An 18,797-nucleotide genomic window follows, 5' to 3' on the forward strand; every position below is an offset into this window, starting at 1 on the left:
AAAACATGGCCACAATCGGACTGGACAGGTTATATTATGCCAAAATAACTGAGAATGAAAACGGAGAAGAGACATACGACACGCCTGTTCCGCTGGCTAAGGCTATTACGGCAGAACTTTCTGTGGAGCTGGCAGAGGCGACACTTTATGCCGATGACGGGGCGGCAGAAGTGGTCAAGGAATTTCAAAGCGGCACACTGACTCTTGGTGTTGCAGATATCGGAGTTGCCGCTGCAGAGGTTTTGACGGGAGCCACTCTTGATGACAATAAGGTGCTGATTTCCACCAGCGAGGATGGAGGTGCGCCTGTGGCAATCGGCTTTAGAGCCAAGAAAGCTAACGGCAAGTACAGGTATTTTTGGCTTTACAGGGTGAAATTCGGCATCCCGGCGACAAATCTGCAAACGAAAGGTGACAGCATTACCTTTTCGACACCCACCATTGAAGGGACAGTCATGAGACGTAACAAACCAGATGGCCAGGGAAAGCACCCTTGGAAGGCAGAGGTCAGCGAAGACGATCCCGGAGTATTGCCTGAAACCATTAATAATTGGTATACGGAAGTTTATGAGCCGGTCTTTGCTGTGGGAGGAGGCAGCGAATAATGCAGGATAATGACAGAAGCGCGATTATCAAAATCGGCGATGAAGAATATCAGCTTATACTAACCACTAAAGCGACAAAGGAGATTGCAAAAAGGTACGGCGGTCTTGAAAACCTCGGCACAAAACTGATGAAAACCGAGAACTTCGAAATGGCTCTTGACGAAGTGGTATGGCTGATTACACTGCTGGCTAACCAGAGCATTCTGATACACAATCTCAAACATCAGGATAAACGTGAACTCCTGACTGAAGAGACAGTGGAACTTCTCACATCTCCCTTGGAACTGGCAGCATATAAAGACGCTATCATGGAAGCAATGTTCAAAGGCACCAAAAGAAATGTTGAAAGTGAGGATGATTTAAAAAACACACCGGCCGAGTGAGCGATGAGGAATTGTTCACTCGGCTTTTATATTACGGCACTGTCCAGCTTAATCGTTCAGAGGAAGAAGTATGGCTCATGCCTGTTGGATACCTGCTTGATTTATGGGAGTGCCACAAGCAGTTTTTAGGGCTGGCCAAACCAAAGCGTATGCTGACCATTGATGACGTGATACCTTATGGAATATAAGCAGCAAAAAAGCAGGGTGGCTGTAATCCCTGCTTTAAAAAGCTGCTTTTATTCCATTTGCAAAAACTCTGCCGCTGTTACGATCTTTGGGTTTGTTATGCCGGATTCAAGGAAATCCCTGTCTCCGGTTACAAGCACGTCAGCTTTTGCCGCAATGGCCGCCCTGAGTATTGGCCTGTCGGATGCGTCCCGGACAAGCGCCTCATCCGACACGTCAACTGCGGGAGTTGGAACAACTTCAAGAACAGTAAGCGCAATCGCCAAAAAGCGTTCAAGCGCCTGGATCTTATGGGGGAATTTCCGGTTGTATACCCGGCGAAGCTCATCGATGTTTTGATCGCAAACCATACCATGGTTGGGGTGTGTTACAGCTTTAATGTACGCCTGATAAGGCGTTCCTTCGCAGCTCAAGGAAGCGGAGATCAGGATGTTGGTGTCAATTAACACTCTCATAGACCTTCAATCTCCGCGCGGACGTCCTTCACCAGATCCATAACATCGTCATCATTGCGGATCCCGGCTTTTTCCGCTTCGCCCTCCATTTCTTTCTGTAGCATTTTCATGGCGTAGACAGCGGAGTTCATAAGGATAACCCGGTCTTCCTCGCAAATGAGGGTGACGCGGTCTCCGGTGGAAAGGCGAAGTTTGGAGCGGATATCTTTTGGCAGCGTGATCTGGCCTTTTGCCATTACCTTTGCATTATCAACTATGGGAACGTTCATGCTAAGTCCTCCTTTTTAGGATTTGAAAAGCAGGAAATTCCCTACTTTCCCTACTATTAGTATATGCCAAACCGCATTGAAATACAATAGCCTTTTATAATTTTTTAATTTTTACTCGAAAGGAGGCGGTTATGTGGCAGACAATTTTGGCTTGAAGATCGGGATTGAAGGCGAAAAGGAATTTAAGAACGCCATTCGTGAGATCAACCAAAGTTTTAAGGTACTGGGCAGCGAGATGAACCTGGTTGCATCTCAGTTTGATAAGCAAGATAAATCAGTTGAAGCTGTTACTGCAAGAAACAAGGTGCTTAACAAAGAGATCGAATTGCAGAAAGAAAAAATTGCTACTTTGGAGAAAGCGCTTGCCAATGCCGCCTCATCTTTCGGAGAAACCGACAGACGTACTCAGTCGTGGCAAATACAGCTTAATAATGCAAAAGCCGAACTGAACAAAATGGAGCGCGAGCTCGAACAGTCTGCTGAAAGTGCAGACGAGCTTGGGGACGAATTGAAGGAAAGTGGAGACAATGCCGAAAAATCCGGCTCGAAATTTGAGAAGCTGGGCAGCGTTCTTAAAGGTGTTGGCGCGGCTATGGGTGCTGCAGCAGCCGCAGCGGGCGCGGCTGCCATCAAGCTGGGAAAAGAGGTCGTGGAGCAGTTTGGTGAGCTTGAGCAGAACCTTGGCGGTTCTGAAGCTGTGTTTGGAGAATATGCTGCACGTATCCAAAAAACGGGAGAAGAAGCCTACAAGAATCTGGGCTTGTCCCAATCCGAGTACCTTGCCACCGCCAACAAAATGGGCGCACTGTTTCAGGGTGCTGGTGTCGATCAGCAAAAAAGTCTGGAACTTACCGAGAAGGCCATGCAGCGAGCGGCAGATATGGCTTCGGTTATGGGTATTGACATGCAGACTGCTATGGAATCCATCGCTGGCGCAGCCAAGGGTAACTTCACCATGATGGATAATCTGGGTGTCGCCATGAACGCCACTACCATCGAAGCTTATGCTCTTGCAAAAGGGCTGGATTTTGCCTGGAATAGCGCAACCAATGCCGAAAAGGCCGAGATCGCCATGCAGATGTTTTTTGAAAAAACCGAACAGTATGCTGGCAACTTCGCAAGAGAGTCTACCCAGACCATCAGCGGTTCCATTGGTCTTTTACAAGCCTCTCTAAGTTCGTTTATAGCAGGACTTGGCAATGCGAACGCTGATATGACGAACCTAACCCAAAATCTTGTGGATGCCTTTCAGGCTGTAGTTAAAAATATTGTACCGGTTTTGGAGAATATCGTGGCAGCCCTGCCGGAGGCAACTGGTTCTATTATCTCAGCAGTCAAAGATCTGCTTCCCATGCTGTTGCAAACTGTAACTGAATTGTTCTCTCAGGTGCTTCAAACTCTCTTGAGCCTGCTGCCGGAGCTGATTCCAGCAGCAGTAGATGCGGTCATGACTATTGTAGGAGCACTCATTGATAACCTGCCTTTACTCATTGATGCAGCTGTGCAGCTAATCACAGCGTTGGTAATGGGGCTTGGAGAAGCATTACCGGAGCTAATTCCAGCATCGGTTCAAGCAGTAATCACCATTGTGCAAGGACTGCTGGATAACATGGACAAAATCCTTGAAGCTGCTTTTACATTGATTCAGGGACTGGCGCAGGGACTTTTAAACGCATTGCCAGAACTCATTGAAGCACTGCCGAGGATAATTACAGCAATCATTGACTTTGTGACGAACAATATGCCGAAGATCATAGAATTAGGAATTATGCTTATCGTACAGCTTGCTGCCGGGCTTGTGAAAGCCATTCCAGAACTAGTAAAGTCTTTACCTCAGATTGTTGCGGCTATTATAGAAGGCTTGGGCAAGGCGGTTGTTTCAGTGGTTGAGATTGGTAAGAACATTGTAAAAGGCATCTGGGAAGGTATTAAAAGCCTTGGTAGCTGGATTAAGGATAAGGTTTCCGGTTTCTTTTCCGGTATTGTTGATGGAGTAAAGAATTTTCTTGGAATCAGATCTCCGTCCACTGTTTTTGAAGGTATTGGCGGCAATATGGCACTGGGTATTGGTGAGGGATTTGACAAGGCTATGGCCAGAGTGGCAGACGATATGCAAAATGCAGTGCCGACAGATTTTAATATATCTCCTGATATTAATGTAAGTGGAAGAGGTGGATTTAGCGGTTTAGCTTCCGGGCCGCTTGTTGTGGTGCAGCAGATGATTGTTCGTGGTGAAGAAGACATACGTAGGATTTCACAGGAGTTATATAACCTGATGCAGACAGGTTCAAGGGCGCAGGGACGTTTTATAACAGCGTAATGGAGGGAAGCATATGGGATTTATCTACAATGGAATATCGTCGCAAAGTATGAAAATACGAGCAAGACTTACCAAATGGCAGGTCTCCCCTGCCCTGCGCAATTCATTTGAAACTGTGCCGGGCAAAGCAGGTATTGCAGATTTTGGCTGCGACATATCAGAACGAAACATAATAATTAGCTGTAGTGTGCTTCCCCAGCGCAGTTTTACTGAGCTTGTATCGGTTCTTGATAATGTTGCTGAATGGTTAAATCCGGAAAACGGTCTTAAACAACTTGTTCTAGATGATTTGCCCGACCGATATTTCATGGCTCGCTTATCAGAAGCGGTTGACTGTGAGCGGATATTGCGGACAGCGGGCAGCTTTGAACTTCGGTTTGTTTGTCCCGACCCATATGCTTATGCGTTGGAAGATGAGATATTTGTTCTTTCTGAAACAGGTCTGCATGAATTGGAGAGGGTTAAAGGAAATGCGGATTCCAATCCGGTTTATCTCTTGAAGGGTTTGATATCAACGTCCTCATCAAGCTATATTTCGCTTATTACGAACGGAGAGGAATTGCGAATTGTTGGCTCATTATCTGAAGGTGAGACACTTGTTATCGATTCTGGCATGGTAACGGCTAAAGCTATTGATGAAACAGGCCGAACCTTGAGAAATGGTCTTCCCAGCCTGCAGGATCTGAATTTTCCAATTCTCAGGAAAGGTGTTAATCATATTGAGATTGCCGCAGAAAACGCGACCTTTACTGAGTTAAAAATACAGGCAAAAAGCAGATGGAGGTGATAACATGGCGATAAAATCAATTCTAACGAGCCAAGAGGATTTTACCGGTGAGTTTCCTGTAACATCAAGGACGTCTGCTTTATGGCGATTTAATGAAAAAACACCAGACGAAAATCTTCAGCTTATGGATTCATCGGGACATGGCAGACATTTTACCATCTCCGGCTGGTCAGGTACATCAGCAAACCTTATTGCTGGAAGATTCGGAAGATACTTTAGGCAAAATATTGTTAATCCGACTTCTGAAAAGACCCATCTTATAGCAGAAAATGATGGGAGTTTCTTTAGCAATCTGGGCGAAAAGATTGTTGTAGGCGGTTGGATTAATCCTACCACCTATTCGGTCGGCCAGACATATATACCCATATTCAATACCCGCCAAGGACCTGGTCAGCCAATTCTTTATGTTTCACTTTATCAAGGAAGACTTAGGCTGATGTTGTATAACTCCTCCGGCACACTAATCTACGACCAGAGTGAAACAGCTACCATTACCTTAAAAAACGGCGGCTGGTACTTTATCGCCTCCATCATTGAAGTAAGCAACAAAAAGGTACAGAACATCATATGCGATCGCAGCGACGGGGCAACCTGGGTGTCGCCTGTGCGTTCCTTTTCGGGAGAATTGAACCGGGAATGCATAGCAAACATTATTATGGGGATGCATGCAAATACCTACTACTATGCCGGAGGCTTTGATGACTGGTTTCTGGAAACGGACTCACAGCTTACAATTGATGATTTGCTGTTATATTTTAAGTCGTCTTTACATGCAAACGGTGGGGATGCGGCTTCGGATGTAGATGCTTTGGCAGAGCCTGGCACAGTCACCCTTAAAGCAACAGATGGCGAGTATCCTGCAAGTGGCGTACTTTATACAAGGGCGGTTCCATGTGCTTTATCAGGCAGCGGTCGTGTAGCTGTCACAAGCGAATATACTGCAGGTGTTACGTCAGTGACTTTATTAGAGACCAGTACAAGCGATGATCTTGAAGAATGGTCTGCATGGCAGGCTGTGGGAACCAGCGGTGAACTTCAATCGCCAAATCGGCAATATATAAGGTTCCGTGTTACCCTTACCAGCAGCGATCCGTTGAAGACACCAAAACTTCTGGAAATACAGCTTCATGATATACCGAAAGCGCCCTATGAGAAACTAGGCTTTGCCCGTCCTGTGATTTTGGACAAAAACGGAGCATGGGAAGCTGTTCTTGAAAATGCCTTTGATATCATTGTCACTGGTGAGGTGAACGGCGCGGATACGCTGGAATTCAAGCTTCCGTTCCATGATCCAAAAAGAAGCACACTGGAAAATGAAAAACAAGTGCAAATCGTAAATGACATTTACCGGATCCGAACCTTAACGGACAATAAAAGCGAAGATGGGCGTGTTATTACGCAAGTATATGCTGAAGCGGTATTTTACGATCTGTCTTTCAGTGCGGAAAAAGAACCTAGAGAATTCAATGCAGATACTGCAGATGTTCCGATGCAATATGCACTTTTGGGTACAGGTTGGACAGTAGGAAATGTTACTGTCACTACGAAACGGACATGGCAGTGTACAGAAAAAAATGCCTTATCCATCCTTCGCACCGTACAGAATATTTATGGCGGCGATCTGGTGTTTGACAGCGCCAACCGCCAGGTACACCTTTTGACTTTTAGTGCTACTGATAGCGGAGCGCTTTTTTCATATAGAAAGAATTTGAAAAGTATTCAGCGGGTAGTCGATACACGTGAATTAGTGACAAAGCTCTATGCTTATGGAAAGGACGGATTGACCTTCGCTTCAATTAATGGAGGTAAGGAATACGTGGAAGATTACACTTTTTCCAGTGAAGTGAGGGTGTCGACGCTTGATTGTTCGTCGTTTACAAATCCGTATCAGATGCTGGAATATGCAAAAATGCGGCTTGCAGAATATTCGAAGCCTCGCGTTTCTTATGTACTGTCTGCAATGGATTTATCTGCGCTAACCGGTTATGAGCACGAAGCATGGAAACTGGGTGATATTGTAACGGTAGACGATAAGGAACTAGGCCTTTTGGTAAAGACTCGTGTTGTGAGAAGGCAGTATAACTTGCAGGAGCCATGGAAAACAGTGATTGAGCTTTCAACTAAACTGCGGGAACTCGGCGATTCTTCAGCACAGTGGGACAAGGCAGCGGATGCGCTGTCCTCAGCAGAGTTGATAAACCGTCAGGAAATTAAAGATATGGTACCATTCAACCATCTGCGCAATTCCAGAGCGGATGATGGTTTTGCCTACTGGGTCAATTCCGGCTTTGAAGTGGATACTGAGAATGGTGTTTCGGGAACTGCTTCCTTCAAGGCTGTTGGTGTACCTGGTATGACAAAGAGTCTGTCACAGACGGTATACCCAGCAACACGTAAAAGCTATACATTTTCAGCGCAGATTGCTTCCGAAAACCTTGAAAAGGGCGAAAACGGCCAAGTTGGTGTTGAGATAGTCATTGAATACGAGGACGGTACAACAGAAACAAGATTTATAGACCTGATTTGAGGGTGATGATATGGCATATTTCAATCAGATTGCACACAGTATTTCTCCCAAAAGTATCAGCAGAGTCAAATCTATCACCATCAGGCTGTGCGTCACTGACTGCACCGGCACAGTGTACTTTACAGACTTATTGCTTCAGGGCGGTTCGGTTTCCACTGGATGGATCGGGCATGTATGCGAAATTCAGTGGACATTAGACGGGTAGGTGAAATGGATGCAGTTTTCAAGATTTACAGAAACCATACAACTAAAAAGCAATAAACATGTGGTGGGCGTTACTGTGATACTCAAGATTTCCGACTGTACCGGAATAATCTATTTCACCGACCTGCAGCTTCAGGATGGAGATCAGTTGACAGGCTATACCGTCCACACGAGCAAAATGCTAACGAAAATGCAGGAAAACGGGCAGCCAGTTCCGCCCCGGCATTATAACGGTGTGGTGCGAACAGCGGAGACTGTAATTTTATTCAACCTGGGTAAAACTTCTGCTGGTCTTGACTGCTATATCTATCCTATACAGGATATGGCCACAGGGAGTATTGAACTATCCCAAGGTGTGGGTGCGCATAAAGTAAAGTTTCTTGACCCGGTTAATGCAGGCGATGAGCTGGCGCTCAAGGCTTCCACCCGCCAATGCCTTAAAAACGGAAGTCCCACTCGTAAGGATGGGTTTTATCAATACTCTGCGGCATGGGATAGCAAACATATGGTGAAGCTGGAAGAGAGAAAATCGGCGCGGGTGCTCTTTGAATTTCAGGAGATGCAGGAAGGCGGTGACCGGTTGTGAGGGATTTCTTAAAAGGTAAGCGGTGCATGGTGTGGAGTTTTATGGGAAATGCCCGAATGTATGAAGCACTTAGAGACTACGGCGACCGCTTTGATACGGTAGGCATTTTTACTTTTGAGGTTGACGCAACAGGCACAATCACTGAAACCGGTACCAGCATCAGCAGCATGCTTCCGTATATTCAGAAATGGCCGCACATTAAGTGGCTGCTCACTATTATGAATCATGGAATAGCCAATATTTTTACTGCACTTCGCAACAACGAAAACGGTGCAAAGGATAAGTTTCTTACTGAAATCATCCGAATCATGAACAAGTATCCATGGTGCGCTGGGGTAGATATTGACCTGGAGCGCGGCGGCGGTTATGAAAACAAGGATGCGGCGAATGCACTATTTAGGGATATATACAATACAGTTAAGTCTTATGATGCAACAAAGCTTGTCAACATCTGCCTGCCGGGTATGACCGGCGTTCAAGGCTCGGTGGGCGGTGAAAACTGGTGTGTTTATGCCGATCTTAACGACTATTGCGATACCGCCGCCATCATGAGCTATGGCATGGCATGGGCGGGCTCTGCTCCCGGCCCAGTATCTCCTCGTGACTGGCTTGAGGGCATATATGATTATGCTGTTTCCGTTATGTCACCCGATAAGATATTCATGGGTTTGCCTGCTTATGGCTGGAACTGGAGGATTCATGATACACCTGAAAACCTTGGAATAACCTATCGAGGAGTGTCTAATACCTACTATGCGGCAAAATACTGGATGACTGGAGTTTACAATTTCACAGGCGATGCACCGCCCCAGCCGTTTATTCCAATTGTGGCTTACTGGGATGACTATAACAAAGTACCTTGGGCTCTTCCTCATGTATATGATTATATGGAAGGATGGGATGCTGTATCCTGGGAATATCCGCTGCTAAAAGGGGTTTATAACAGGCGAAGATATTTGACAAGCTATGGCAAGGAGCAGAAAGCGGAGTTCGGAACCATTTATATTGACAGGAACGGAGTTCCGGATGAATACGAAGGAAATGTCATTATTACTGATGAGATGGCCTCACTTGGAGATGACCAGGCGTCAGCAGAGTACCGTTTTGAGATAAGAGAAGCGGGATATTACGATATTGCAGTACAGCTTTGCTTTCCTTACTGGGACAAAAATGCGATTATCGTTTCCCTTGATGGTGAATCAAAGACTTTCAGCGAGAACCGTTTATGGTGGCCATACTGGAGAAGAGTTTGCTGGTTGACACTTGCAAAAGGTGTATTTCTCCAAGAGGGAACGCATGCTGTCAGCATAAGCGGTGGTGTGCCGGGAGTCCAGTTTTACGGTTTTAGGGTTTGCAGTGGATTTTCGGAGTATCCCTTTGCCGGTGAAGCCAGCTTTATGCTCTCTCCTCGTCGGTTCAAGGATGTAAATGGTGTGATGGTTGAGCCGGATCGAGGTTTTAAACTGACCTTTGAAATGTTGCGAAGAAAACCCGACTCGGCGCTTATTTGGTATGAGGATTTTCGGGACAGGAACATCCTGCCTGAAAATTATTGGACTGTGCTGGATGGCGAATGGGATGTTTGGCAAGATCCAGACAGCACAGAAAGCCGCCCATATTCCCAGCTCGAGGGATATGGCAAACTTGCATGGAAATACGACGGGTTTTCCGACATCCATATCCGGGCAAGGCTGGCTTTCCCTCAAAATAGCAGTGGACGGGCTGGGGTGTTCCTTGGGGATATTTTCTGCTGCTTAAACTATGACACGCAAAGAGTCGAGCTTTATCAAGGTAATTCCTTGCTTGGTAGCTATTCCACCAGTTTCTCAAAAACTGTAGATGCCGATCTTCGTGCTAATCCGAATATGTATACTATAGAGATGCGAAAACGCGGCAATAAGGTAAGAGTATATTCTGGTGCAGCTTCAACCCTGCGTTTCACAGTGAATGTAAACGGTGGTAGTGGTTATGCAGGGTACAGCTCGGACAACCGGACGGTATGCGAGCTGCTGAGACTGGGCGATGCGTGGGTATATGAACCATACGAGCGTTTTGATGTGGAACTCCCGGATGGAACTATAACCAGCTTTGGCAGGCTTGCTCGCACTGGTGTCACGTGGGATGATGAATTTCAGGTGTTTTCAGTAAATAACGATGTGGAGGAATCGATAACTCGCAGTGAGGACATTTCGATGGACTATGACTTCTTCCACTCACAACTTTTGGCTCTTTCTTGCGGTAATGACTATGAAGTAAAGATTATACCGAAAGACATCAATATCTGGATATCCCGTCTCTTCCTCGGAGATGCAGATGGTTTTTCTATTCTGTATTATCAGGATGCAGACAGCCTTGTTTACTGGGCAAACGAAGCGGCTTATCGATGGAAACTGCGAGGTATAGCTATCTGGTCTCTTGGGCAGGAGGATATGCGGCTGTGGGAGGCGCTTCCGAAGCAAATATAGTTTAGAAGTTTTATTTATTCAGCGCTTTGCTTTAAGGCAGGGCGCTTTTTTATATGCAAAACTCAAGTTGAACGGAGGTTTAAGACAATGAAAACAGTATGGAACTGGGTACAGGCGGTTTTTACTGCTATTGGCGGATTTCTTGGCTGGTTTCTTGGAGGGCTGGATGGATTTTTATATGCACTCATCGCTTTTGTAGCCATTGACTATGTGACCGGAGTGATGTGTGCCGTTGTAGACAGAAAGCTTTCGAGTGAAGTCGGGGCCAAGGGCATCTTTAAGAAAGTGCTTATTTTTGTACTTGTAGGAGTAGGACACATCATCGACAGCCAGGTGCTCGGCAATGGCGGGGCAATCCGGACAGCGGTGATTTTCTTTTACCTGAGTAACGAGGGAATTTCAATTCTTGAGAATGCAGCACATATAGGACTGCCCATTCCTGAAAAGCTGAAGAACGCATTGGAACAACTGCATGATCGCTCAAATGAGGAGGATGAAAAGAAATGAAGCTTTTTACTAAATACATGACGCGAAACGATTGCTATACAGCAGGCCGCAAAATCACGCCTAAAGGAATCATGGTACATTCGACGGCTGTGCCGGGTGTAATGGCGGCTGAGTGGTTTTCCCGTTGGAACAAATCTTACAAGGCCGGCGAAATAAATAGGCAGGTATGTGTTCACGCTTTTGTAGACGATAAAGAGATTTGGCAATACCTGCCTTGGGATCATCGCGGGTGGCATGCGGGAGGAGCAGCCAACAATACCCATATTGGCTTTGAAATCTGTGAGCCTGCTGGGTTTTCGTATAAATCCGGGTCGGTAATGGTGGGTTATGATGCAGCAAAGCAGGAAGATTATTTCCGTAAAGCGTGGCAGAATGCTGTTGAACTCTGCGTTATGCTCTGCAAGAAGTACGGTCTTAATGAGAATGACATCATCTGCCACTCCGAAGGATATAAGCTCGGTATTGCCAGCAACCATGCTGATGTGATGCACTGGTTTCCCAAGCATGGGGAGAATATGGACACTTTCCGTAAAGCAGTAAAAAAAGCGCTGGAGAACAGTACAGATATCAATACTGATATTGGAATTGGAGATATGGTGGAGTTTAAGGTCAGTGTAAAGAATTACTACCCCGGCAGTGTGGAAGTTCCAACGTGGGTCAAAAATGACTATTACCACAGGGTCACACAGACTTTATACAAAGGCAAGCCGGTCATAAAAGGCGGCAAAGAATGTGTATTGCTTGGCAAAAAGGTTAAGAAATCCGGCGGTCAAGAGATTGCAGGCATAAACACTTGGGTAGCAAAAGAAAACCTTGTAATTGTAAACAGCATTCCTGATAACAAGGGCAATAGAACCTATACAGTGCAAAAAGGCGACACCTTATGGAGAATAGCAGAAAAAGAACTCGGTAGAGGAACAAGATATCCGGAGATTAAGAAACTCAATGGCCTGACTTCAGATACTATTTACCCCGGACAAGTTCTCAAATTGCCGGAATAACGATAAAGGACAGCCAGTCGAGGCTGTCCTAAGTTTTTATAGGAGGTGCTTTCTTGAATGATAGAGACGGCTAATCATATACCATATAACCCGCAGGAAACTAACTATACAAAGATAACGCAGGAGGAACTTCAAAGAGAGGTTGATTACTGGCGGGCATACAAAATTCTGCAGAGGATGCTTAAGGCGGGACTGATTTCAGAAGAAGAATTCAACAAAATCGACAAATTGAACCGCAAAACTTTCTCGCCGATGTATGCACAGCTTATGGCCTAATTGGCTTGCTATTAGCGGCACACAGAGGTAACATGTCACATACCCAAAGGAGGTGAAAACAGTGAGAAAGGTAACAAGGATTGATGGAAACAATGCTCTCCAAGCTTTCAAACCAAAGGTAAGAGTGGCAGCTTATTGCAGGGTTTCAACCGATAGTGATGAGCAAATGGCAAGCCTGGAAGCGCAAAAGGACCATTATGAATCCTATATAAAAGCAAATCCTGATTGGGAATTTGCAGGGATTTACTATGATGAAGGCATTTCAGGTACAAAAAAGGAGAATCGGACTGGACTTTTAAGGCTGCTTGCAGATTGTGAAAACAAGAAAATTGACTTTATTATAACCAAGTCAGTCAGCAGATTTGCCAGAAACACAACCGACTGCATTGAAATGGTACGAAAACTTACCGATCTCGGTGTTTTCATCTATTTCGAGAAAGAGAATATAAACACCCAGCGCATGGAAGGCGAATTAGTGCTGACAATTTTGAGCAGCCTTGCAGAAAACGAGTCATTATCCATTGCAGAAAATAGTAAGTGGTCTATCAGGCGTAGGTTCCAAAACGGAACATACAAAATTTCGTATCCTCCCTATGGTTATGATTATGTGGATGGAAAGCTATTTATCAATAAAGAACAGGCTGAAATCGTAAAGCGGATTTTTTCTGAAGCTTTGGCTGGTAAAGGCACACAGAAAATTGCAGATGGGTTAAATTTGGATAAAATCCCAACAAAGAGAGGTTCGCATTGGACAACGACAACTATCCGCGGCATTTTAAGCAATGAAAAATATACCGGGGATGTCCTTCTGCAAAAAACATATACAGATGAGAATTTTAAGCGGCATTATAATCGTGGGGAAAAAGATCAATACATGATAAAGGATCATCATGAAGCTATCATATCCCATGAGGAATTTGAAGCCGTCAAAGAAATATTGAAGCAAAGAGGTAAAGAAAAAGGCGTAATCAAGGGAAGCAGTAAATATCAAAACCGCTACCCTTTCTCGGGGAAAATCAAATGCGCAGAATGTGGCAGCAGTTTTAAGCGTCGAATTCATGGCAGCGGTGACCGTAAATATATTGCATGGTGCTGCACAAAGCATATAAAGGACGCATCAAGCTGTTCAATGAAGTTTGTCAGAGAGGATGCGATCCATCAGGCCTTTGTTGTAATGATCAATAAGCTTATTTTCGGTCATAGATTCATTCTAAGACCATTACTGCAAAGCTTAAAGAAAGCAAATTACTCAGATAATCTAGCGAAGATTCAAGAACTGGAAACAAAAATCAAAGAAAATACAGAGCGGGTTCAGGTAATTATGGGACTTATGGCCAAGGGATACCTGGAACCCGCTCTTTTTAATACACAAAAAAATGAGCTGCTTAAAGAAGCAGCCATATTAAAAGAACAAAAAGAAGCCATAAAACGCGCAATCGATGGGAGTCAGACTATCCTTGTTGAGGTTGAGAAGCTTCTTAAATTTGCAACGAAAGCTGAAAAGCATATTGATGCATTTGATAGCGATATATTTGAGAACTTTATTGAAGAAATCATTGTGTTTTCACAGGAGGAAATAGGTTTCAAAATGAAATGCGGGTTGAACTTAAGGGAAAGGCTGGTGAAATGATGAGCCATATACCTTTTGGATATAACATTCAAAACGGCAGGGCTGTCGTTAATGAAGAGGAAGCAGTTAAGATTGAGAAACTATTTGAGGCTTATCTTTCCGGGCTTTCTTTAACCGATGCGGCTCAAAAAGCGGGCATTAAGCGTTACCACACATCTGTTGCAAAAATGCTTTCAGATAAACGGTATGTTGAAGACAAATTCTATCCGCCAATTATCAGCAGGGACACATTCGAAAAAGCACAACTGGAAAGACGCAGACGAGCTAAGGCGCTTGGCAGGATTTATAAACATAAAGGAAATGAAAAGAAATGCCTGAATTTTAGGTTTCATGCTTCAATGCCAGATAATCTATACGATGATCCATTTCAGCAGGCAGAGTATGCTTATAGTTCTATTAAGAGCGAGGTGATTTTAGATGACAACCAGGAATGTTACGATAATTCCTGCTCGTAAGCGAATTGGGAATAGTGCAAAGGCTGAGGAATTGCCTAAGCTTCGGGTAGCAGCTTACTGTCGTGTTTCTACGGACAGCGAGGAGCAGGCAACCAGTTATGAAGCACAAATCGAGCATTATACAAATTACATTAAAAGCAATCCAGAATGGGAGTTAGCCGGTATATTTGCAGATGAAGGCATTACCGGAACTAACACAAAAAAGCGTGAAGAATTTAACCGGATGATAGAAGAATGCATGCAGGGCAAAATCGATATGATAATTACGAAATCTATCAGCCGGTTTGCAAGAAATACGCTGGACTGCCTAAAGTACATAAGGCAGCTTAAAGAAAAAAATATTCCAGTTTACTTTGAAAAGGAAAATATAAACACATTGGATTCCAAAGGGGAAATCCTGTTGACCATTATGGCGTCTTTGGCACAGCAAGAAAGCCAATCGTTAAGCCAGAATGTAAAACTGGGCATTCAGTACCGATATCAGCAAGGGAAAATCCATATTAATCACAACCGGTTTCTTGGCTATACAAAGGATAAAGACGGTAATTTAGTTATCGTGCCAGAAGAAGCAGAAATTGTTAAACGCATTTATAGAGAATACCTCGAAGGTTCCAGTATGCTGCAGATAGCAAGAGGTCTGGAAGCTGACGGAATTCTTACAGGCGCGGGCAATCCCAGATGGCATACCAGCACTATCAATAAGATTTTGAGGAATGAAAAATACATCGGTGATGCGCTGCTGCAGAAAACCTATACGGTAGATTTTTTATCGAAGAAAAGGGTACCCAATAACGGTATAGTTCCACAATACTATGTAGAAAACAGCCATGAGCCTATAATCCCGCGTGAAATCTTTATGCAGGTGCAGGAACAGCTTGTCAAAAGAAGATGTGTGTATATAAGTAAGAATGGAAAGAAAAGAAACTATAGCAACAATCATCCTTTATCACAGATGGTTTTCTGCGGCAATTGCCATGAAATATTCCGCAGGGTACATTGGAATAATCGAGGGAAGAAATCAATCGTATGGAGATGTGTTAGCCGGTTAGAAAATACCGGTTTGTTTTGTACCGCTTCCACTATACTTGAAGATACGCTTAAAGAGAAAATTGTAGAAGCCATCAATGTAGCGGTCAGCGGAAAAAACTCTTTTCTGGCCATACTGAAGAAGAATATTGAAACCGTATTAAGCGTGGATTTGGATGAGACTACAGCAGACATTGATAAAAGGCTAGAAGAACTCCAAACCGAGTTAATCCAAAAGGCAAATTCAAAGGAAGCATACGATAATATTGTCAATGAGATTTACCGACTACGTGATCTAAGGCAAGAAACCCTTTCGAGAAACGCTCTCCGCCAAGATAAGCGGGATCGGATTGCTGAGATGACGGACTTCCTTAATATGCAAACCGGTGGTATTACGGAATTTGATGATAAACTGGTTAGAAAACTAATTGAAAAGGCAACTGTATATAATGACAGGCTAGTGGTAGAGTTTAAGTCAGGGTTAGAAATAGAAGTAAACCTATAAGCTCGTATTAAGATAGCCGCCAGTAGGGGAAGAGTACTTATACTATTATAAATAACTACAGGAGACATAATTGGATTACCGATTGCGGGAGCAGAAGCAAAATGCGCTGGTTAAAAATGCAGAGCGTGAAGGAAGAAGCAGCGAATAGCTGAAATGACAGACTTCTTGAATGAACAGTCCTATGAGCTGGAGGAATATGATGAGCAACTGGTAAGGCGGCTTATTGAAAAAGTTACGGTATTTGATAATAAGCTGACCGTTGAGTTTAAGTCTGGAGTAGAGATTGATGTATTAATTTAAAATGAACTTGACCGCCGATTGAGGAGAAATACTTCTTGATGGGCGGTTCTTTTCTATTTATACTTGGGGATAATCTAATAAGTGAACTCGTTTCAGCAAGCTGAAACATCGGGGAATCAGATGGAGAGTCTACTCCACCTGATTAAAACCCACCTACGCTGCGCTTAGAGGTGGCGGTCTTGACCGTAAAGCTAAAAGATAAACACACTTGAACAATTACTCATATGTTTTTATTGACAAACGGAGAATTGAGGTTTATAATATATATGAAAGCTTATTCAAGTGTTTAATTGAATGATAAAGAGGTGATATAAATATGGCAAAAAAAATTCAACCAATTGAAAGATGCGACTGTGATGTAATACATGAGGAAATTGTAAATAAAGTGCGAGAAAATATGCCTCAAGAAGAAACTCTATATGATCTAGCAGAACTATTTAAAGTTTTTGGAGATTCAACAAGAATTAAGATACTCTGGGCATTAGATGAATCAGAGATGTGCGTTTGCGATATTGCATTCTTATTAAATATGACCCAATCAGCAATTTCACATCAGCTAAGAGTCTTAAAGCAGGCTGGACTAGTAAAGAGCAGAAGAGAAGGAAAGCTTGTATTCTACTCTCTTGAAGATGAACATGTAAAGCAAATATTTGACCAGGGATTAATTCATATTTCAGAAGAAAGTAAGTAAAGGAGGGTCAGTAATGTTAAAGAAGGAAGTAATTTTAGAAGGTTTAGATTGCACAAATTGTGCAGCTAAAATTGAAGATGAGGTTAATAAATTAAATGGAGTCAAAGCCTATATGAACTTCATGAACAAGACATTGACTTTAGAAATTGAATCAGAGCAAGAGTATAAGAATACATTACAGCAAGTTAAAACCATAGTGCACAAGCACGAACCGGATGTGGTAGTGAAAGAAAAATCCGTTAACAAGAGCAATAAAAAAGTATTAATACTTGAAGGACTTGGCTGCGCGAATTGTGCAGCTAAAATGGAAAAAGAAATAAGCGGTCTAGAAGGAGTTGAATTTGCTGCAGTAGATTTTGTTTCGAAGAAACTAATACTGGAAATAAGTCCGAAAGTCAACCGCTCTGAGTTAAATGAGAAGATTGAAGGCATAGTAAAGAAAATAGAGCCAGATGTAAAGGTCATTTTTGAGGAGAATAACTCCAAGACCAAAATAAACGAAAATAACGAAGAGGAAGAAGAAGGTGTCAACAAAAAAGAAATTATAAGACTTGTGGTCGGTGGAGCAATATTTGCCGTGGGAATCATCTTTAATTTCCAAAATTGGCTTGAGCTTACCTTATTTATTATTAGTTATATCATAGTTGGTGGAGAGGTTGTCTTAAGAGCAATAAAAGGTATTGCCCGTGGACAGGTATTCAGTGAGCATTTTCTAATGAGTATTGCTACCATTGGTGCTTTCTTCATTGGAGAGTATCCAGAAGGTGTAGCAGTTATGCTGTTCTATCTGGTAGGTGAATTGTTTCAGGATATAGCTGTAGGTCACTCCAGAAAATCAATAAGTGCTTTGATGGATATTCGTCCTGACTATGCAAATCTTAAAGTTGGCGATGAGATCAGGAAAGTATCTCCTGAAGAGGTAAACATAGGTGACATCATTATTGTTAAGCCAGGAGAAAAAGTTCCCCTCGATGGCAAGGTTATAGAAGGAAACTCAATGGTTGACACTGCAGCGTTAACAGGGGAATCTGTTCCTCGTAAACTCAAGCCAGGAGACGATGCATTGAGCGGATTCATTAATATAAATGGTGTTTTGACTATAGAGGTAACAAAGGATTTTGGTGATTCAACTGTATCTAAAATTTTGGATCTGGTTCAGAATGCCAGCAGTAAGAAGGCTCCTACAGAAAAATTTATAACAAAATTTGCCCGTTCCTATACTCCGATTGTAGTGTTTGGAGCGTTAGCCTTAGCAATCATACCTCCATTGGTGATCCCCGATGCAACTTTCGCTACTTGGATATATAGAGCATTAGTGTTTTTAGTTATATCCTGTCCATGTGCGTTAGTAATTTCAATACCATTGGGCTTCTTCGGAGGGATTGGCGGAGCGTCTAAGCGGGGGATATTAGTAAAAGGCAGCAACTATCTTGAAGCGTTGAACAATGTTGAAGTGGTTGTTTTCGATAAGACAGGTACTTTAACTAAAGGTATATTTGAGGTTGTGGATGTTAACCCCCAAGCCGATTTTACTGATGAGGAATTGATTGAATATGCGGCATTTGCTGAAAGTCATTCAAGTCATCCAATTGCACTGTCCATTCTGAAAGCCTATAACA

General features: G+C 43.4%; 19 protein-coding genes and 1 pseudogene (1 of these 20 only partly in view). 18 read left to right on the top strand and 2 right to left on the bottom strand.

The genetic code is table 11. From position 1 onward, the window contains the following. Positions 1-5 precede the first annotated feature (5 nt). From K364_RS0103510 to K364_RS0103520, 3 genes are read left to right on the top strand one after another with little or no spacing between them, the layout of a single operon-like run. Complete coding sequence (locus K364_RS0103510; protein WP_028306857.1) at positions 6-605, top strand: major tail protein; 600 nt, start codon at positions 6-8, stop codon at positions 603-605. Next, positions 605-988 carry a hypothetical protein gene (locus K364_RS0103515; RefSeq protein WP_023062535.1) on the top strand — a complete coding sequence of 128 codons (384 nt, stop codon included), beginning with the start codon at positions 605-607 and terminating at the stop codon, positions 986-988. The genes K364_RS0103510 and K364_RS0103515 overlap by 1 nt, the downstream gene beginning before the upstream one ends. Then, the gene (locus K364_RS0103520; RefSeq protein WP_028306858.1) at positions 985-1,176 is read left to right on the top strand and encodes a hypothetical protein; all 192 of its coding nucleotides are present in this window, start codon (positions 985-987) and stop codon (positions 1,174-1,176) included. The genes K364_RS0103515 and K364_RS0103520 overlap by 4 nt, the downstream gene beginning before the upstream one ends. A gap of 48 nt (positions 1,177-1,224) precedes the next feature. Here the strand turns inward: K364_RS0103520 and K364_RS0103525 are convergent, their stop codons facing one another. Together K364_RS0103525 and K364_RS0103530 are read right to left on the bottom strand one after the other, a co-directional pair. After that, positions 1,225-1,629, bottom strand: coding sequence for a putative toxin-antitoxin system toxin component, PIN family (locus tag K364_RS0103525; RefSeq protein ID WP_004463999.1), 405 nt, complete (start codon positions 1,627-1,629; stop codon positions 1,225-1,227). Continuing rightward, a complete protein-coding gene (locus tag K364_RS0103530; RefSeq protein ID WP_004463997.1) occupies positions 1,626-1,898 on the bottom strand; it encodes an AbrB/MazE/SpoVT family DNA-binding domain-containing protein in 273 nt (90 codons plus the stop codon). The genes K364_RS0103525 and K364_RS0103530 overlap by 4 nt, the downstream gene beginning before the upstream one ends. A 133-nt stretch (positions 1,899-2,031) precedes the next feature. Between K364_RS0103530 and K364_RS0103535 the strand changes: the two genes are divergently transcribed. The 15 genes and pseudogenes from K364_RS0103535 to K364_RS0103600 form a co-directional block, all read left to right on the top strand. Then, a complete protein-coding gene (locus tag K364_RS0103535; RefSeq protein WP_028306859.1) occupies positions 2,032-4,218 on the top strand; it encodes a phage tail protein in 2,187 nt (728 codons plus the stop codon). A gap of 13 nt (positions 4,219-4,231) precedes the next feature. Next, complete coding sequence (locus K364_RS0103540; protein WP_028306860.1) at positions 4,232-5,005, top strand: distal tail protein Dit; 774 nt, start codon at positions 4,232-4,234, stop codon at positions 5,003-5,005. 4 nt (positions 5,006-5,009) lie between these two features. Further along, a complete protein-coding gene (locus K364_RS0103545) occupies positions 5,010-7,532 on the top strand; it encodes a phage tail spike protein (protein WP_028306861.1) in 2,523 nt (840 codons plus the stop codon). 10 nt (positions 7,533-7,542) lie between these two features. Then, the gene (locus tag K364_RS26055; RefSeq protein WP_003520677.1) at positions 7,543-7,737 is read left to right on the top strand and encodes a hypothetical protein; all 195 of its coding nucleotides are present in this window, start codon (positions 7,543-7,545) and stop codon (positions 7,735-7,737) included. A 9-nt stretch (positions 7,738-7,746) separates the two neighbouring features. Next, entirely contained in the window at positions 7,747-8,322 is a 576-nt protein-coding gene (locus tag K364_RS0103550; RefSeq protein ID WP_028306862.1) for a hypothetical protein, read from the top strand. Then, the gene (locus tag K364_RS0103555; RefSeq protein ID WP_028306863.1) at positions 8,319-10,787 is read left to right on the top strand and encodes a glycosyl hydrolase family 18 protein; all 2,469 of its coding nucleotides are present in this window, start codon (positions 8,319-8,321) and stop codon (positions 10,785-10,787) included. The genes K364_RS0103550 and K364_RS0103555 overlap by 4 nt, the downstream gene beginning before the upstream one ends. A gap of 87 nt (positions 10,788-10,874) precedes the next feature. Then, positions 10,875-11,294, top strand: coding sequence for a phage holin family protein (locus K364_RS0103560; RefSeq protein ID WP_028306864.1), 420 nt, complete (start codon positions 10,875-10,877; stop codon positions 11,292-11,294). Beyond that, positions 11,291-12,295 (top strand): N-acetylmuramoyl-L-alanine amidase, encoded by a 1,005-nt coding sequence (locus tag K364_RS27505; protein WP_014256646.1) that lies wholly within the window; start codon positions 11,291-11,293, stop codon positions 12,293-12,295. The genes K364_RS0103560 and K364_RS27505 overlap by 4 nt, the downstream gene beginning before the upstream one ends. A gap of 57 nt (positions 12,296-12,352) precedes the next feature. Beyond that, the gene (locus K364_RS0103570; protein WP_028306865.1) at positions 12,353-12,571 is read left to right on the top strand and encodes an SHOCT domain-containing protein; all 219 of its coding nucleotides are present in this window, start codon (positions 12,353-12,355) and stop codon (positions 12,569-12,571) included. A 61-nt stretch (positions 12,572-12,632) separates the two neighbouring features. Continuing rightward, on the top strand, positions 12,633-14,201 hold the full coding sequence (locus K364_RS0103575; RefSeq protein WP_028306866.1) for a recombinase family protein: 1,569 nt from the start codon (positions 12,633-12,635) through the stop codon (positions 14,199-14,201). Beyond that, positions 14,165-14,656: a recombinase family protein gene (locus K364_RS0103580; RefSeq protein ID WP_084295472.1), complete on the top strand. Its 492-nt coding sequence runs from the start codon at positions 14,165-14,167 to the stop codon at positions 14,654-14,656. Before K364_RS0103575 ends, K364_RS0103580 begins: the two co-directional genes overlap by 37 nt. Further along, the gene (locus K364_RS0103585; protein WP_028306868.1) at positions 14,619-16,187 is read left to right on the top strand and encodes a recombinase family protein; all 1,569 of its coding nucleotides are present in this window, start codon (positions 14,619-14,621) and stop codon (positions 16,185-16,187) included. The genes K364_RS0103580 and K364_RS0103585 overlap by 38 nt, the downstream gene beginning before the upstream one ends. 76 nt (positions 16,188-16,263) lie before the next feature. Then, positions 16,264-16,487 (top strand): annotated as a pseudogene (locus K364_RS26910) (recombinase family protein); the annotation flags it as partial. A gap of 316 nt (positions 16,488-16,803) precedes the next feature. Beyond that, positions 16,804-17,178, top strand: a complete 375-nt coding sequence (locus tag K364_RS0103595; protein ID WP_028306870.1) for an ArsR/SmtB family transcription factor — start codon at positions 16,804-16,806, stop codon at positions 17,176-17,178. Between the two features lie 13 nt (positions 17,179-17,191). Beyond that, on the top strand, positions 17,192-18,797 hold the 5' portion of the coding sequence (locus tag K364_RS0103600) for a heavy metal translocating P-type ATPase (protein ID WP_028306871.1). Its footprint extends 755 nt past the window's final position; 1,606 of the gene's 2,361 nt are visible here — the first part of the coding sequence; the start codon lies at positions 17,192-17,194; the stop codon falls past the right edge of the window.

The sequence above is a fragment of the Desulfitibacter alkalitolerans DSM 16504 genome (assembly GCF_000620305.1).
GTDB lineage: Bacteria > Bacillota > DSM-16504 > Desulfitibacterales > Desulfitibacteraceae > Desulfitibacter > Desulfitibacter alkalitolerans.

Bases quoted from the DNA above. Each gene is read 5' to 3' on its own strand.
- K364_RS0103510 (WP_028306857.1), top strand. From the start codon at position 6: ATGGCCACAATCGGACTGGACAGGTTATATTATGCCAAAATAACTGAG.
- K364_RS0103515 (WP_023062535.1), top strand. From the start codon at position 605: ATGCAGGATAATGACAGAAGCGCGATTATCAAAATCGGCGATGAAGAA.
- K364_RS0103525 (WP_004463999.1), bottom strand. From the start codon at position 1,629: ATGAGAGTGTTAATTGACACCAACATCCTGATCTCCGCTTCCTTGAGC.
- K364_RS0103530 (WP_004463997.1), bottom strand. From the start codon at position 1,898: ATGAACGTTCCCATAGTTGATAATGCAAAGGTAATGGCAAAAGGCCAG.
- K364_RS0103540 (WP_028306860.1), top strand. From the start codon at position 4,232: ATGGGATTTATCTACAATGGAATATCGTCGCAAAGTATGAAAATACGA.
- K364_RS0103545 (WP_028306861.1), top strand. From the start codon at position 5,010: ATGGCGATAAAATCAATTCTAACGAGCCAAGAGGATTTTACCGGTGAG.
- K364_RS26055 (WP_003520677.1), top strand. From the start codon at position 7,543: ATGGCATATTTCAATCAGATTGCACACAGTATTTCTCCCAAAAGTATC.
- K364_RS0103550 (WP_028306862.1), top strand. From the start codon at position 7,747: ATGCAGTTTTCAAGATTTACAGAAACCATACAACTAAAAAGCAATAAA.
- K364_RS0103560 (WP_028306864.1), top strand. From the start codon at position 10,875: ATGAAAACAGTATGGAACTGGGTACAGGCGGTTTTTACTGCTATTGGC.
- K364_RS27505 (WP_014256646.1), top strand. From the start codon at position 11,291: ATGAAGCTTTTTACTAAATACATGACGCGAAACGATTGCTATACAGCA.
- K364_RS0103570 (WP_028306865.1), top strand. From the start codon at position 12,353: ATGATAGAGACGGCTAATCATATACCATATAACCCGCAGGAAACTAAC.
- K364_RS0103580 (WP_084295472.1), top strand. From the start codon at position 14,165: ATGCGGGTTGAACTTAAGGGAAAGGCTGGTGAAATGATGAGCCATATA.
- K364_RS0103585 (WP_028306868.1), top strand. From the start codon at position 14,619: ATGACAACCAGGAATGTTACGATAATTCCTGCTCGTAAGCGAATTGGG.
- K364_RS0103595 (WP_028306870.1), top strand. From the start codon at position 16,804: ATGGCAAAAAAAATTCAACCAATTGAAAGATGCGACTGTGATGTAATA.